This window comes from Corynebacterium sp. CCUG 61414 (genome assembly GCF_024453945.1).
Taxonomy (GTDB): domain Bacteria; phylum Actinomycetota; class Actinomycetes; order Mycobacteriales; family Mycobacteriaceae; genus Corynebacterium; species Corynebacterium pseudogenitalium.
Genome location: NZ_JAGPYU010000004.1, coordinates 1 through 15,991, shown reverse-complemented (window position 1 = coordinate 15,991; position 15,991 = coordinate 1). Strand labels below are relative to the sequence as shown.

General features: G+C 59.1%; 6 protein-coding genes. All 6 read left to right on the top strand.

Annotation, left to right across the window (positions count from 1 at the left end; translation table 11 throughout):
- Window positions 1–181 precede the first annotated feature (181 nt).
- Window positions 182–1,345: an ATP-grasp domain-containing protein gene (locus tag KBX14_RS04785; RefSeq protein ID WP_256041944.1), complete on the top strand. Its 1,164-nt coding sequence runs from the start codon at window positions 182–184 to the stop codon at window positions 1,343–1,345.
- An 85-nt stretch (window positions 1,346–1,430) separates the two neighbouring features.
- Window positions 1,431–5,549 carry a YPDG domain-containing protein gene (locus KBX14_RS04780; RefSeq protein WP_256041943.1) on the top strand — a complete coding sequence of 1,373 codons (4,119 nt, stop codon included), beginning with the start codon at window positions 1,431–1,433 and terminating at the stop codon, window positions 5,547–5,549.
- A 26-nt stretch (window positions 5,550–5,575) separates the two neighbouring features.
- Complete coding sequence (locus KBX14_RS04775; RefSeq protein ID WP_256041942.1) at window positions 5,576–6,883, top strand: AAA family ATPase; 1,308 nt, start codon at window positions 5,576–5,578, stop codon at window positions 6,881–6,883.
- 13 nt (window positions 6,884–6,896) lie between these two features.
- The gene (locus tag KBX14_RS04770; RefSeq protein ID WP_256041941.1) at window positions 6,897–7,706 is read left to right on the top strand and encodes a hypothetical protein; all 810 of its coding nucleotides are present in this window, start codon (window positions 6,897–6,899) and stop codon (window positions 7,704–7,706) included.
- Between the two features lie 554 nt (window positions 7,707–8,260).
- A complete protein-coding gene (locus tag KBX14_RS04765) occupies window positions 8,261–13,243 on the top strand; it encodes a Rib/alpha-like domain-containing protein (RefSeq protein ID WP_256041940.1) in 4,983 nt (1,660 codons plus the stop codon).
- A gap of 476 nt (window positions 13,244–13,719) precedes the next feature.
- Window positions 13,720–15,991 (top strand): Rib/alpha-like domain-containing protein (locus tag KBX14_RS04760; protein WP_256041939.1); only part of this gene is annotated, 2,272 nt, incomplete at its 3' end.

The window sequence follows — 15,991 nt, the reverse complement described above, 5'->3', positions numbered from 1 at the left end:
ATATGCCTCTCAACTTTGTTCGGAAAATCGTGAACAAAATTGCGCTTTTTGTGACCGCGCACACAAGCAAATTTGTTCACAATTTCCCGACTCCGCTCGAGAGCACACCTTCCCCCTTCAGGGCTCATGCAGGCCCCTTCAAGTTTGCTCGCCACATACGCGGCTGAATATGCTGACCACTATGAACGCAGCAATGCCCGAAGAGCAGCAGTCAGAGCAGCAACAGCAGCTCGACAACGAGCCCATTACTCAGCTCGACCCCGCGCGGGATTTGAGGTGCGATCCTCGTCAGGTGCTCGTGCTGGGTGACAGCGTGGTTGAGGAGGAACTCGCGTGGTCCTTCAAACAGCTCGGTTTTGACGTGACGCACCTGCACACCTCCGAAATTGCAGCGGAAGACATGCAGCAGCGGTATCCGTCGTTGACGGTGGCGGGCGCCGGCGTGGACTCTGAGGTGCTGAAGGAGCTGGAGGAGCGCGCCGGGTCGATTGTGGCGCCGTCGGTGGAGGCGCAGGAGCTGTGCAGTTCGCGTGAGGGTGTGCGGGCGACGGCGACGGATTCCTTGGGTTTGCCGACGTTGCGTTGTGAGTTCGTTCGTTCTCCGGAGGAGCTGGAGGAGGCGGCGTTGCGGTTGGGTTTGCCGGTCGTCGTGAAGCCGGGGCGCTCGTCGGAGGGGCAGGGCCAGACGGTGCTGCGGAGCGAGCCGGACCTGAACGTCGAGGTGGTCAAGGCGTGGGAGGCGGCTGCGGAGGTGGACCCGGAGGGTCCGGTGGTCGTGGAGCGGTTTATTGAGTTTGATTTTGAGTTGACGATTTTGGCGGCTCGTTCGGTGGATCCGGCGACGGGTGAGTTGGCGACGTGGTTCTGTGAGCCGATCGGTACGCGGCATGAGCGCGGCCGTTTGGTGGAGGCGTGGCAGCCGGCGGTGTTGTCGGAGGCTGCGGCGGGGAACGCGAGATCGATTGCGGCGCGGATTACGGGGGCGCTCGGCGGGCAGGGTGTGTACGCGGTGGAGATGTTCGTGGCCGGTGATGAGGTGTACTTTTCTGATGCGCGGCCGCGGCCGTCCTTGGATGGGTTGTTGACGCGTGCGACGCAGCGCCTGAACCAGTGCTCGCTGCATGCGCGGGCGGTGATTGGTCTGCCTATTGACGCCACGTTGGTCAGCCCGGGCGCAATGGTCCTGGTGGAGGACGTGGCGCCGAGCGTGGATGGCCTTGCGAAGGCGATGTCGGTGGCGGAGACTGGTGTGCGTTTTGTGGATGGTGCTGCGGTGGTGACGTCGACGGGTGAGTCGGCGCAGGAGGCGCGGGACCGGGCGACGCTGGCTGCGTCGCGCCTCTGAACCGGGCCCGTGTTGGATTTGGACTAGTTTACTGGTTTAATTGACAGATTACTGCAATCTTTTGTAGAGATGGAGTTGTCTGCGCATGAACACTTCCCGGTTGGGTATGGCGGTGGTTGCTGCGGTGGTGGCGTCGTCAATTGTGGTGCCGCAGGCGTCGGCGCAGATTGATGTGGAGGCCGCGAAGCCGTTTCTGAACGTGGTTGCGCCGGATTATGCGCAGGCGCTGCATTCGACGGAGGCGTTGTTTTCGCCGGGGAATCCGGATGATCCGGCGACGGTGAGTGGTTCGGTGAAGCTGCCGATGGAGGTGGCGCGTTCGGCGCGGACGGTGAGTGCGTCGGCGAAGGTGCTGACGAACCGCAAGGGGGAGCCGCTGGGGCGGCCGGTGATGGTTGATGATGGTTCGGGGAATTTGACGCCGGCGTTGCATCCGGGGACGTGGGCGCCGGTGCGGCGGGAGCCGATTCGTGTGTTCGCGCAGTGGTATGAGGGCGTGTATACGGAGCATTCGTCGCCGACGTTTTATACGGAGGTGGATGAGAACGGGAACTTTTCGCTGAAGCTGCAGCCGTATGTGGATGCGCGTGGGGTGGAGCGTGAGTTTTTGGCGGATGCGACGGTCGGCGTGGTTGGTTCGGGTGATCGCGGGCGTGATCAGTTGCGTGAGAAGCTGCGCGTCTGGGTGGAGCTGCCGGAGAGCGTCCGGGATGACTACCGCCTGATTCATCAACCGGCGGGTATTGTGCCGCCGACGAATTGGTTGGGCAATGTGACGCCTTCGTATGAAACGAATGGTTGGTGGCGTGGCGGCAAGGTGAATGGCTTCTTCGTGGCGTACCAGGACCGGAGGAACTCGGCGCAGCATCTGAAGGACCGTTCGAAGTGGGTTGAGAATGACGGCTCGGGAACTCCGTTTGGTGTGTACACGGGGCAGATGTTCTGGAATACGGTGGATACGCCGTATAACCGGCGCTACCAGGAGTCGATGACGAACAATGCGGGGGATGCGCCGGCTGCTGGGATGATGGTGGTCGGCTCCTACTTGTCGGATGAGGCAGTGGCGAAGACGCTCGAGTATGGCAAGAAGCAGTTCGGCAAGAAGGTGCGTAGCCGATCGTGGACTCCGGAGGATGAGAAACAGCTGCAGCTGTGGATTAATGAGCAGGTTGCGAAGGACCAGAGCTGGATCGCGGAAACCGCCGTGACCACGACGGACGAGAATGGTGACTTTAACCTGTACTGGCGGGGTACCTACGGTGACACTTACAGCTATCCCGGTCTGGTGGGCAGCTGGCATCACAGGGTTGCGGATTCTTGGGATGAAGGCTCGTGGGCCAAGGGCAATATGTATTCCAAGCACATCAACTGGGAATGGACCTATATTTCGATTTTGACGCCGGACGGCAAGGAGCTACCGAACAATGTTGGTGCGATCCACCCGTGGGCGTTGGGCTATTGGGGTGGCCCAGGTCCGAGTGGTGGCTACTTCGACTACTGGTCGGGCTCGGATGTGCCGTGGCTGAAGGCCTGGGCAGGCTCGGCGTACGCGGGATCGACGTTGGTGAGCTCGCCGCGCTACGCCTTATCGACGGCCCCCTTGAAGTTCCACGTGGAAAAGCGGAACACGTTTAATAACTGGGCGCCTCCGGGGGAGACGGTTCGCACGTTTGGTTCGGGCGTGCCGCTTTCGAAGGGATTGAGTTACAAAATCGTCTGGTATGACGATGAAGGCGAACGGGTTCACGAGTGCAAGGCAACGACGCCGGATGACCAGGCGCGCATTGAGTCGTGTGACTTCAAGGTGCCGGATGATGCGAAGAAGGGCGATACGTACATTGCCCGCCTGTTCTACGCGTCGGACGCTGGCAATGTGCAGGCGATGCTGGCGCAAGATTCCTTTGCGGTGACGCACATGTTCCTGGAGTACGGGGATCCGGTTGAAGCGGCCGTCGGTAGACCGGCGGAGGCGACGCCGAGCTTTGATAACCCGGATTCGGACCCGGTGGAGGCGAAGCCGGAGCGCGCGGAGTTCCAGTTGGGTTCGTTGCCGTTCGGGGTTGATGCGTCTCAGGTGAGCGTGGACGATGATGGCGTGGTCCGTTTCACGCCTCGCATGGACCAGGTTGGCGAGCGCATTGAGATCCCGGTGGAGATGCTGGACCCGAGTAACAAGATCCAGCGTTATGATGCGCAGGGTTCGCAGGGCACGGGCTCGCGTCCGGTCTCGGCCGCGATTGCGACATTCGTGCCGCACGTTGCCCAGTACGCCTTGGAGTACAAGGAGCAGCAGGTGGAGCCGGGGCAGACGGCGAAGTTCCCGGCACCGACGTTCGATGACCGCGCGACCAAGAAGCATGAGAAGCTCACGTTCGAGGGCACCCAGTTCGAGCTGGAGCGCCCCGTGGAGGGCGTCACTATCGACGCCGACACCGGCGAGCTCACGGTTGATGTTTCGCACCGCCAGCTTCCTGATGTTGAGGTCCCGGTCGTGGCGCACGTGCCGTACGAGGATCCGATCCGCGGCGTGGCGAAGGTTCGCCTCCGCATGCCGCTGCCGGTACTGAGCACGGTTGAGCAGCAGTCAGTAGCTGCGGGTGCCCACCAGGAGCGTCTGGTTCCGACGGTGGAGCACGCCGGCAACGCACAGGCTCGATTGGAGCGCATCGGTGCCGAAGGGAAGTCTGTTGAGGGTGCCTCAGTAGACCTGGACCTGGATTCTGGCGCGATGCTGCTGACCGTTCCGGTGGAGACCAAGCCTGGCGACGACTACGTGATTGTCGTCTCCGCGCTCTCTACCGGCGAAGAGATCGGCCGCATTCCGCTGCGCGTTACCGAGAACGTCGCGGACCTCTACACGCCGAAGTACCAGGGCGCGACGACGAAGGCCAACGGGGATATCACGCTGGACAACCTGGGCGATGCCCTGCCGAAGGATGCAGTGGTCTCCGTCAGTGGGCCGCTGGACTGGGGCGTTACCGTCGAAGGCGACGCGGTGAAGCTGCACGCGCCGAAGGACGCGACCCCGGGCACCGTGGTCTTCGATATCACGGTGCGCTACAAGGACGGCTCCTCCGACGTGATCCCGGTGCGCGTCCGCGTGGCCGCCCCGGTCACGACGACAGCGCCGACCTCCACCACACCGACCTCAGCTGCCCCTACGGCGACGGTGTCGACGTCCACCGCGACGCCTGAACCAGCGCCGGTGACGACGAAGGGGACGTCGACAAGCGAGGCGACCTCGCAGGTTCCGACCACCCCAGCGACCGCGCCGGGCACCACCCCAGTGCCGACCACCTCGTCGGCCCCGATTCCGCCGGGGGACGCCCGCGCGAACTACGCGGATCCGAACAGCGCGCTCGGCCGCGTGCCGGTTGACATGGGCGGACGCGCCATGACGCGAGACCCGTTCGCCGACTCGCTGGCGCTGGTGCGCAGCTACGAGATGCACGCCCCGGCCGGCGCGCACGGCTGGGAGTTCACCCTCGACGAGAACACCGGCCAGATCCACGCGGTCGCGCCGTCGCAGGAGTTCCTGGCCGCGCTCTTCGAGGAGGCCTACGGCAGCGCCCGCGACGGTGTGGTGCAGCTGCGCCCGCCTGTGTGGGCCCAGTTCGCGGTGGATTTCCAGCACGTGCTTCGCCCGGCGGTCAACGTCATCGTCGAGCACGAGGACGGCCGTGTTGAGCTGGCCACAGCTGCCTTCGAGCTTCTCGACGCCCACAAGCACCCACTGCTCGACCGCACAGCAGACGCCGATGGTGATGGCGTGTCCAATCTCGATGAGCTGGAGCAACGCACGAACCCGTTTGCCGCGCCAGCCCCGACCCCGACCACGGAGCCGGAGCAGCCAACCGAGACCACTACGTCTGTGCCTACGACGGCGCAGGCACCGGATGCAGGTTCGGAGCGCTGGGAAGTGGAGAAGTGCATCGCCGTTTCCGTCGCAGCCGGCGTGCCGCTGCTGTTGTTGCTGCCGTTGGGTATTGCGGCGCAGGAGATCCCTGGTGTGCAGCAGGCGCTTGCTCCGATGCGCAAGGCGATGGCCGACGCGTTCGGCCCTGGCGGCCAGTCCGGCGTGAAGAACCCGGAGATCGCGCTGGCTGGCGCGGGCCTGCTGGCGTTCGGCGTGGCGCTCAGCGCGTTGATCTACACGCAGTGTGGGCCAGAGGTGAACAAGGACGGGCTGAGCAGTAAGAAGTAGAGGTCGGTTCCGGTATAGTCAAGCGCATGTCTGAGTGGAGGTTTGAAACCCTAGAGCTTGAGAACTTTCGTAACTACGAACGGTTCTCGCTCCACTTTCACGAGCGCTTGACTGTTCATACCGGTGTGAACGGTGCCGGAAAGACTGCAGTGCTGGATGCATTGAAAATCATCCTTTCGGTGCCAGTTGGGGTTTTCGGCTACCAAGCAGTTGGAATCAAGCAGGACGACGCGCACTTAGCGCCACAGTTGGGAAACAACAACCGCGTGTCTCAGGTGGAACCGTACTACCCGGTGTCCGTCAATGCTGACTTGGTATGTGGCAATGAACGTTTTGAGATGACGCGCTCACTCAACGGGCCGAAGCGGAAAACAGTTGGGGCGAATTCTGAATTCCGGAAGTACTGTGAGTCCTTGAAAGAGGAGCTTATCGCGGACGCGAGTATGAAGACCGCTCCGCTCCTTGCAGCGTATGGTGTCGAGCGCTTAGTGAAGGAGATTCCGCGCAAGGCGTCTGTGCCCACTTCCCGTCTATCGGCCTACGACAATGTGCTGGATCCTCGTTCGGATTTGAACCAGCTTTCGTCATACATTGAATATCTGGACGCGCAGCGCCTCGACGCGCTCAGCGCTGACGAGTCTCTTAAGACGAATGCCGATGCACAGCAGCTGCAGTCCATCTTTGACTCGTGCAATAGCATCCTTGAGCCAACAGGGTGGGGGAATGCCCGGTGGGACCGGAAGGCGAAGTCCGTGGTGCTTACGCACAAGCAACATGGGACCCTGCCACTTTCTTTGATGGCAACTGGCACGAAGATTTGTGCTGGTCTAGCGCTTGATATCGCTACTCGTATGGGCCGACTCAACCCACACCTTTCTGGTGAGGAGCTGCGGCGCCAGACTCCCGGCATCGTGCTCATTGATGAAGTGGACATGCACTTACACCCATCGTGGCAAAGGAAGATTTTGCCGACGCTGTTGGAAACCTTTCCCGCCGTACAGTTCATCGTGACGACGCACAGCCCGTTGGTCATTGCCAACGCGGAGACGGCATCAGTCCGGGCTCTCGTTGACAATGAGGCGCACACACCCGAGTATGCACAGGGCCTTGATATTGAGACGGTAATCGAACGAGTCCAGGGGGTGGATCCTACACCGGATACAGCGAACCGCAGGATGCTCACCACCTATATGGAGATGGTTCACGCCGGGCAAGGCAATAGTGAGGAAGCCCTTGGATTGCGCCGACGGATTGAGGAATCCCTCGGCGGCCTCGACCTTGTACCAGAACTATTGGAAGCAGATGCGTATCTGTTTCTTGAAGGTGACGGTTAGGGGGGAACCGACAGTGTTTATTCAGCGCCGTCAGGACAACCAAGAAGAACAGCAGCTGCGCGCAGAGCTTCAACGTGCGCTTCGCCAGGGCTTGGAGTTCCATGATTACTCAGGCAAGGATAAGCTCCGCGCATTTCTGCTGAATCGCCAGGGCCATCGGTGTGCTTATTGTGAACGAAGGATCAACGACAAGCGACGCACTTCAAAGAAATCTCAAGCACACACGCGCCGCGCTCCAACGAATAAGATTGAGCACTTTCACCCTCAGAGCAGTGAGGCTGCTAGTGATGAGTGCAGGGCTGCTGCGGGATGTAACGAATTACACGAATCTTCTCTGGAACTCACCAACTTGCTGACGGTGCGTGCAGGGCAGACTGACTTCGCAGGTGCGGTGAGCCGCCATTGTGATACCAGTAAGGCAAACACTGACATTTGCGCCCAGTTGAAAAACCCAAACACCGCCGAACAGCGCGATCCATCGGCTCCTGAGTTGGGCAGCCTGGTTGTCATGGAAAGGGACGGAACGGTGCGCCCTAACCCGGCATATTTTCCCGGCGAAGAGGAAATGAAGGCCGCGCAAGACGTTCTCAACGATGTACTCAACCTCAACGCCGTTTGGCTGAAGGGGGCTAGGGCAAAGCTGTACGCACTCTTGACACAACGCCTTGTTAGTGCGATCAAAGAGCAGTCGCGCAAGCACCACAACGTGAGCCGACGCCAGCTACGCCAGAAGATTGTGAGGGCGCGACTCAAAACGCTTGAGGCGAAAGCGCCGGAGTTTCCGTCGGTCTACCTCAGCTTCTGCGTGGAAAACGCGCAGTAGACCGACTTATATCAACTATTAGAACGCCCCTATTAGGGGGCGTTTCGCGCTTCTTGGAGATTTCTCGCCACCCCTTTGACAGATCTTTGTCCGGAAAAACTCAGGAAGGAACTCATTTCGGCAATTACCGGGTAAGGCGCTGAACTTAAGGTCTGGCACAAATGTCGTGAGCGCTACGTTTGTGTTTCGGCGGATGTGTTTGGGCTCTATTCCCGTTGGGGCTTAAAGAATGTTTGGCGGTAATCCGCTTGACTGCTGTTGAAAGTCAAAAGAAATAGGGCCGTTATCAATCCATTCTTAAAACGCTTTAACCAAAAGAAAAGTAACTGGCCGGAGATGGGGCTTCAGTTTGAGTCGATGCAGGCTGCCGTGGATTCCGGCCGAATAGGCGCTGAATACGGGTGGAATTGCGCAAGTTTCTTGCGAAAAAGGATTCCCGGAACGGTGCACTCCTGTCGATATTGTTTAGTTTCGGGAAAGGTCTGTGCACCTTATTGACGGGCACGGACACAACTTTCTGGACATTCAGATCTTCGGGAAGAAGGAAGAAACATATGCGAAAGAGCATCACGGCACGTCGCGGCACTTCGATTGCCGCCGCGGCGTTGTCCTTTGCACTGGTGGCCCCGCTGGCTCAACCTGTTGCGTTTGCACAAGACAACCCGCCGGCTTCTGCTGCTCCTGCCTCAAGCGCTGACAAGGGCGCCCAGCAAGGCGAGGGTAAGAACAAGCAGGTGCCAAACGCCATCTTTACTAAGGGTGGCTGGCGTGATTTCTATGGCTACCACGGCTGGGCGTACATCAATAAGGATGGCCGCCACGATGACTTGTCTTCGAACAATGAGCCGCTCAAGGGCAATGTCATCTACCTGCAGTACGTGACCAAGAACGGTGAGGTCTCGCCGACGTTCTATACCACGACCGATTCCGAGGGTCGCTTCTCCTTCGACCTGTCTGAAAACGTGACCAACGAGGTCGACGCGCCGCCGTTCTGGCTGGCCGCCGGTGGCGTTCGCGTCCGCGTGTGGGGCGAGAACCCGGATCCAAGCAAGTACTCGGTGGTTGCCGCGGGTGACTTCAACTCGGGTCGTTACACCTCGATTACGGACCGTGTGCAGGAATCTTGGAACTTTACTGCAGGCCCTGCTGGTTCCCGTATTACCAACGGCCGTTTTGTGCTGGAAGAGAAGCCGAACCACGTTGGTTGGTTGGCTAAGCCGGAGAAGGATTGGACCCGAGCCCTCGATGGCGAGACTGGTGAGCCGACGGTTGATGGTCAGTTCCCGTACTACGGAGACTTTGGCGCGATCAAGAGCATTGCCCACCCGAACGAGTCCATGGTGTGGTGGGAGACTGGTGAGTCTGCCGGTACCTTGCCGGGTTACTACAAGTACCAGCCGAGCCGCGGCGATCGCGTCGCTGGCGGAATCGAGATTGTCGCGTCGTACCTCAACGACGAAGTCGCGCGTCAGATTGACGCCTGGAAGAACGAGAACCCGAACTACACCGTTGAGCAGGAGCGTGCGAACCAGGAACGCATCATCAAGGCGTACCAGGATGAGCACGGCGAAGGCTCCCACATTGCGGAGACCGTGGTTGCCCCGTCTAAGGACGACGGCACGATTTACTTGCCGTTCAAGGGCACGCTGGGCTACTCGCGCGACAAGGCCAACTTCGGTGTGAACAATGTGGTCAGCGACGAAGACTGGGGCAAGGTCGCCGACGACTATCAGAACCAGTGGGTCAACGTGTTTACCGGTGCTTCGTTGTACGACGTGCGCCACATCAACACTGACTACATGTACATCTACCCGAACATCGACGGTCGCGACGTGAAGAACTCTGCGTTCGTCGCCAACATGTTCATGAACTACGGCGACCAGGGCACCGTTATTGCTGGCGCGAACATGAACGGTCTGCAGTTCCCGTTGATGACTGCACAGCCGATCTTCGATATTCCGGAGTACAACTCCTACGACAACAAGGGTCGTCCCGGCTCCAAGGTGACCACGAAGACGTCCGGCCTGCTGCCGAACACGGAGTACGCAATCCGTTGGTACGCCACCGCCCCGGACGGCACCCAGACCGAGATCAAGGACGCGATGTGCAAGATCAAGAGCGATGACAAGGGTGCGCTCGAGTCTTGTGATTTCCAGGCTCCTGAAGACCTGAAGGAGACAACCGTCTACACCGCTGCGCTGGTTTCTGTTGACCCGGCTTCCGGTGAGCCGTCTGATCGATGGGAGATCGCAGACTCCTTCACCGCTGTTGTTCCTGAGCCGCTGCCGTTGGGTTCGGTGGGAACCGATTTCCCGGATAACGACGTCACGCCGCTGTTCAAGGATCTGCCGGACAATATGAAGGAGGGCGCTGAACCGTCCTACTCGGCTAACGACTTGCCTGCAGGCCTGGAGATCGACCCGAAGACCGGCAAGATCACCGGCAAGCCGACCACCCCGGGCACCACCGAGGTCATCGTGACCCGCGAGGTCGAGGTCATGGTCGAGCAAGAAGTGCCGGTGCTTGACGACGACGGCAACCCGGTCTACAAGAACCCGGACGAAGAAGATCCGGAAAAGCGCGTTGAGAAGACCGAGAAGAAGCCCGTCGCGCAGAAGCGTAAGGAGCAGGTAGTCACCAAGATCACGGTGACGGACACCAAGCTGTCCGACGGTGTTGTCGGTGAGCCGTACGAGCAGGAAGTGAAGCCGGAAGGCTTTGACAAACTGCCACAGGGCTTCGAGCTGAAGAAGGACTCCATCAAGGTTGAGGGCCTTCCGGAGGGGCTGGAGCCCAAGAACGGCAAGATCATCGGTACGCCGAAGAAGACAGTTGACGCTTCTGAGGAAAAGCCGAACGTCACCGTCACCTACACGTTGGTGGACCAGGACGGCAACGAGACCGAGCACACCGACGTTGTGCCGCTGAAGGTAACCGACCAGGCTGGCAAGTACGACCCGGAGGGTAAGGACCAGGAGGTTGCGAAGAACTCCGAGCCGAAGGCTGAGGATTCGATCGCGAACAAGGACGAGCTTCCGGAGGGCACCAAGTACGCTTGGAAGGATGCTCCGAAGACTGATACCTCTGGTGACAAGAAGGCTGTCGTTGTTGTGACCTACCCGGATGGCACCACCGATGAGGTGCCGGTGACGGTGAAGGTTGCTAAGGATCAGGCTGAGCAGTTCGACCCGGAGGGCAAGGACCAGGAGGTTGCGAAGAACTCTGAGCCGAAGGCTGAGGATTCGATCGCGAACAAGGACAAACTTCCGGAGGGCACCAAGTACACCTGGAAGGATGCTCCGAAGACCGACACTTCCGGTGACAAGCCAGCTGTCGTTGTTGTGACCTACCCGGATGGCACCACCGATGAGGTGCCGGTGACGGTGAAGGTCGCTAAGGATCAGGCTGAGCAGTTCGACCCGCAGGGCAAGGACCAGACGGTCGAGACCGGCAAGAAGCCGGAACCGAAGAACAACGTCGAGGATGCGGACAAGCTGCCGAAGGGCACGACGTTCAAGTACAAGGAAGATCCGGATACCTCTACCGCTGGTGATAAGCCGGTCACCGTCATCGTGACCTACCCGGATGGTTCCACCGACGAGGTTGAAGCCAAGGTCGTTGTTCAGGATAAGGTCACGCAGGCTGACCAGCATAATCCGCAAGGTAAGGACCAGACGGTTGAGACCGGCAAGAAGCCGGAGCCGAAGGACAACGTCAAGGATGCGGACAAGCTGCCAAAGGGCACGACGTTCGCATACAAGAAGGAACCGGATACCTCTACCGCTGGTGACAAGCCGGTCACCGTCATCGTGACCTACCCGGACGGTTCTACCGACGAGGTACAGGCCACCGTGAAGGTGGAGGATCCGAAGACGGAGGATCCGAAGCCACAGCCGGAGCAGCCGAAGAAGTCTGACGCTGACACGTACGAGCCGCAGGTCCAGGACAAGACCGTCGCGCCGAATGAGGTCCCTGAGGCAAAGGATCACGTCACCAACGTCGACGAGCTGCCGGAGGGCACGACGTTCGAGTACGAGCAGGTTCCGGACACCTCCACTGAGGGCGACAAGCCGGTGACCATCGTCGTCACTTACCCGGATGGCACCACCGACAAGGTCAACGCCAACGTCAAGGTGCAGAAGAACGCGACCGACGCCGACAAGAACGACCCGCAGGGCCAGGACCAGAAGGTCGAGAAGGGCGGCACCCCGGACGCGAAGGGCAACATCAAGGACGCCGACAGTCTGCCAAAGGGCACGTCGTTCAAGTACAAGGAGACCCCGGATACCTCGAAGCCGGGCGTCTACGACGTCACTGTTGTTGTGACCTACCCGGACGGCTCCACCGACGAGGTGCAGACGACCGTCACTGTCGGCACCGACGCTGAGCGTTTCGTGCCGGAGTACGACAAGGTCACGGGTGTTCCGGTTGATGGTGAGAAGAACACCAACGACCCGTTCGGTACCAAGGCTCCGGTGAAGAGTGCTGAGGCGAAGAAGCCTGAGGGCGCTGAGAAGTGGGCGTTCACCCCGCAGGAAAACGGTGTGCTCAAGGCGAAGGCGCCGTCGATGAAGGATGTCTCTGACGAGTTCAAGGCGAAGCTGCCGGAACTCAAGAGCACTGACGTCGAGAAGCGTTGGGATAAGTTCTTCGAGACGTTCACACCGTTCGCCCGCCCGGCTGTCGAGGTTGACTTCACTTACGAAGACGACTCGACGAACAGCGCGACCGCCAACTTCGACCTGATCGGCAAGGACGGCAAGTCGCTGCTGGATCCGAATGGCGACTTCGACGGTGACGGCGTCACGAATGAAGCTGAGGTCAAGGCTGGCTCCGACCCGGCAAACGACGGCGAGAAGCCGGACACCACCGCGCCGACGGTGAACCCGATTACGGCTGGTGACACGAAGATCTCCGGCAAGGGCGACCGCCCGAACGAGACGATCATTGTCACGTTGCCGAATGGCAAGGAACTTGAGGCCACGACCGACGCGAACGGCAACTGGTCCGTGAACCTGCCAAAGGGTGTTGAGCTCAAGCAGGGCGACAAGGTCAACGTGAGGGACGGCCATGGCAATAAGGCGAAGACCGTCACGGTTGCTGGCAAGGTCAACGCTGGCGCCTGCGCAGCGACTGCTGTGGGCTTCGGTCTGCCGCTGATCGCGTTGCTGCCGCTGGGTCTGGCTTCCCAGATCCAGATCCCGGTCCTGAGTGACCTCGCTGGTCAGGTAGAGGCGCAGCTGCAGGCTGCGAACACTCGCATCCAGCAGCAGGCTGGCATCTTCAACCCGGAGATGGCACGCCAGGCTGAGCGTATTAACGCGCAGCTGCGCACCGTCGGTGCGGACCTCGGCATGGTTGTCGCAGGCATCGCGCTGATCGCTGCTGGTGTCCTGGCAGGCACGTTCATTTACGACGCCTGCAAGCCTGGCGGCCCAAGCTCCTCTGTGAAGGACCTGGAGCTGAAGGGGTCGTCCGGTAAGACGACGAAGCTGTCGTCGGAGTCCACCACGAAGGATGGCAAGCTGACAAAGTAGCAAGTTGTCGCGCGACCCGCTTACACCCCCGAGTAGGGGGCCAGGTTGCGTGAAGCAAACCTGAAGGTCTGTTAAGAAAAGCTATAGCTGTGGCCCGTTACGGAATGTGTAACGGGCCACAGCTTATTTATTTTATGAATTGGACTATTTGGGGAAGAGGTACGCCACATATGTAATTTTGGGCTAGAAACCAGGTGTGATGACGTTTCGGGGGGGGGGGTATGTATTTAGATGTACAAAAACGTACTAATTGGTTCAAAAATGGGCTATATGAAGGCCGAAAATCGACGTTTGTAAGTCTATGACCTGCAAGATTAGAAAACAACTGTACGTAATCTGTGGCCTGTATGGATTGATACAATTCCTGGTGAATGGCTTTTAATTGGCATGCAAAATCATTTTTGTCTGGAAGTTTATTCAGCGATTTGGTTGGTGAATTGAAAGTCATACCGCTTGGATCAATGGAAGGAATCTTCATGCGAAGCTCATATAAAGCGCGCCGTGGCACCTCGATTGCTGCAGCCGCATTGTCGCTTGCGTTGGTAGCGCCACTGGTGCAGCCAGTTGCGTTCGCTCAGGAAAAGCCTGCCGCTGTACAGAATCAGAATGCGGATGCACCAAAGGTTGACGCACCTGCCGTTGGCGGTGACGAGAAGGCGATTTACTCTCCGGGTAATGCGAGCCAGAAAGGTACGATCTCCGGCTCGGTGAAGGAGATTGTCGAGGCCGGTGGGCTTGTTGGTAATGGTTTTGCGAAAAACCAGGCCACTGGTAAAGCCCTTAAGGGTGTTAAGGTGTACGCCCAGTGGTACGAGGGTGAGAACACTCAGCACTCGTCGCCGGTGTACTACACCGAGTCGGATGAAAACGGTAACTTCACCCTTAAGATGGCGCCGTATGTCGATGCAAATGGTGTGACTCGTGAATTCCGTGCGGACGCATCCGTTGGTACCCCTGGTGATGGCGACTGGAGCCGGGATGAGAACCGTGAGAAGATCCGCGTGTGGACTGAGCTTCCAGACGATATGACGGATAAGTACCGTCTGGTGCATCAGCCGGCAGCTGGCATCTTCCCGGGTATCGGCGCGAATACGACGCCGACGACTCAGGGTGATGGCGACTGGGGTGGCAACAAGATTACGGGTATGACTATCCAGTACGCGCAGAAGGATAAGCTGCCGCAGCACTTGCCGGAAAACCAGTGGGTAGAAAGCACTGGTACGGGTGGTAACGGTGGTACCTATGCTGGCCAGGCGTTTTGGAACCTTGACGTTCTGCAAGGCGGTAAGACCCACAATGACGTGAGTGCCTTTAACCCTAAGGATATTCCTGCTGCTGGTTTGAAGGTGGTTGGTTCCTACCTCACGGATGAGGCGGTGACCAAGATTGAGGAGTACGCGAAGAATAACTTTGCAGGCAAGACGCTGCGCGGTAGTGGTTGGACCGCTGTTGATGAGGCTGGTCTGCAGAAGTGGATTAACGAGCAGATTGCTAAGAACCCACAAGAGTGGATCGCTGAGACCATGACCACCACGACTGGTGCTGATGGGCGTTTCCAGCTGCGCTGGAAGGGTCTTTACGGCAATAACCACACCGGCCGCGGCGGCGGTATTAACCCGCCTGCAGAAAAACTGCACAAGCTGGCTGGTTCACACGATGAAGGCTCCTGGGAGAACGGTAACCTTGGCTCCAAGCATGTGAATATGTTCTGGAGTTACGTCAGCATCTTGGGCAAGGATGGCAAGCCGCTGCCGGACAATATCGGTGCGCTGTATCCGTGGTCGCTTGGCCAGTGGGCTGGTCCGGGCTTCGGTGCCAACTTGGGCGCTGGCGCTTGGGCGCAGCTTTTTGGTGGTCAAGGTAGCCTGATTGGTGACACCACGGATAGCTACACCGGTTGGAATATTGCGCTGGCTCCGCAGGCGTTGAAGTTTGATGTGGTGGATAAGAACACGTCTGATAATTGGGCCACGATTGGTGATACGGTGCAGACGGATACGTCTGGTCTGCCGCTTGCTAAAAACGTGAAGTACTACGTTGAGTGGTTCGATAAGGATGGCAAGTCGGTCAAGAAGTGTGATCCTGTCCCGGCTGATGCTGCTACGAGGATTCCGAGCTGTGCGTTGCCGGTTCCTGCTGATGCGCAGACGGGTGATACGTTTACTGCTCGTTTGAAGGCTACTACTGGTGAGCCGGCTGATGGCGATCTTGTGTTGGCGATGGATTCCTTTGCGGTAACGCGTGCTTACCTTGCGTATGAACCGAAGGACGCAAAGAAGGATGAGTCGGCTTCCTCTCAACCGGAGTTTGATAATCCGGCTACCAAGGATGTTAAAGGAACCAAGCCTGAGAAGGCGAAGTTTGAGCTTGGTGCGTTGCCTGAAGGTGTGACTGCTGATCAGGTCAAGGTTGACGAGACCACTGGTGTGGTTACGTTTACGCCGACTGCTGCGCAGGAGGGGAAGAGTCTCGCGTTCCCTGTTGTGATGCGTGATGAGGCTCTGCAGGTGCCGGTCTTTGACGAGAACGGCGATCCGGTAAACGGTGAAGATGGTAAGCAGAAGACTCAGACGCGTATTGTTGCTCGTGCTCAGGCCCTGTTCAAGGTGTCCGAGACTCCGAAGCCGGAGGCTAAGGATGCTGAGAAGTACGATCCGAAGGGTCAGGATCAGCCTGTCAAGGTTGGGGAGACGCCGGATCCGAAGAAGAACATCGAGAATGTTGGTGATCTTCCGGAGGGTACGAAGT

What these genes read in the sequence shown, in the direction of transcription:
- KBX14_RS04780 (WP_256041943.1), top strand. Translation starts at nt 1,431, where the DNA reads ATGAACACTTCCCGGTTGGGTATGGCGGTGGTTGCTGCGGTGGTGGCG.
- KBX14_RS04765 (WP_256041940.1), top strand. Translation starts at nt 8,261, where the DNA reads ATGCGAAAGAGCATCACGGCACGTCGCGGCACTTCGATTGCCGCCGCG.
- KBX14_RS04785 (WP_256041944.1), top strand. Translation starts at nt 182, where the DNA reads ATGAACGCAGCAATGCCCGAAGAGCAGCAGTCAGAGCAGCAACAGCAG.
- KBX14_RS04775 (WP_256041942.1), top strand. Translation starts at nt 5,576, where the DNA reads ATGTCTGAGTGGAGGTTTGAAACCCTAGAGCTTGAGAACTTTCGTAAC.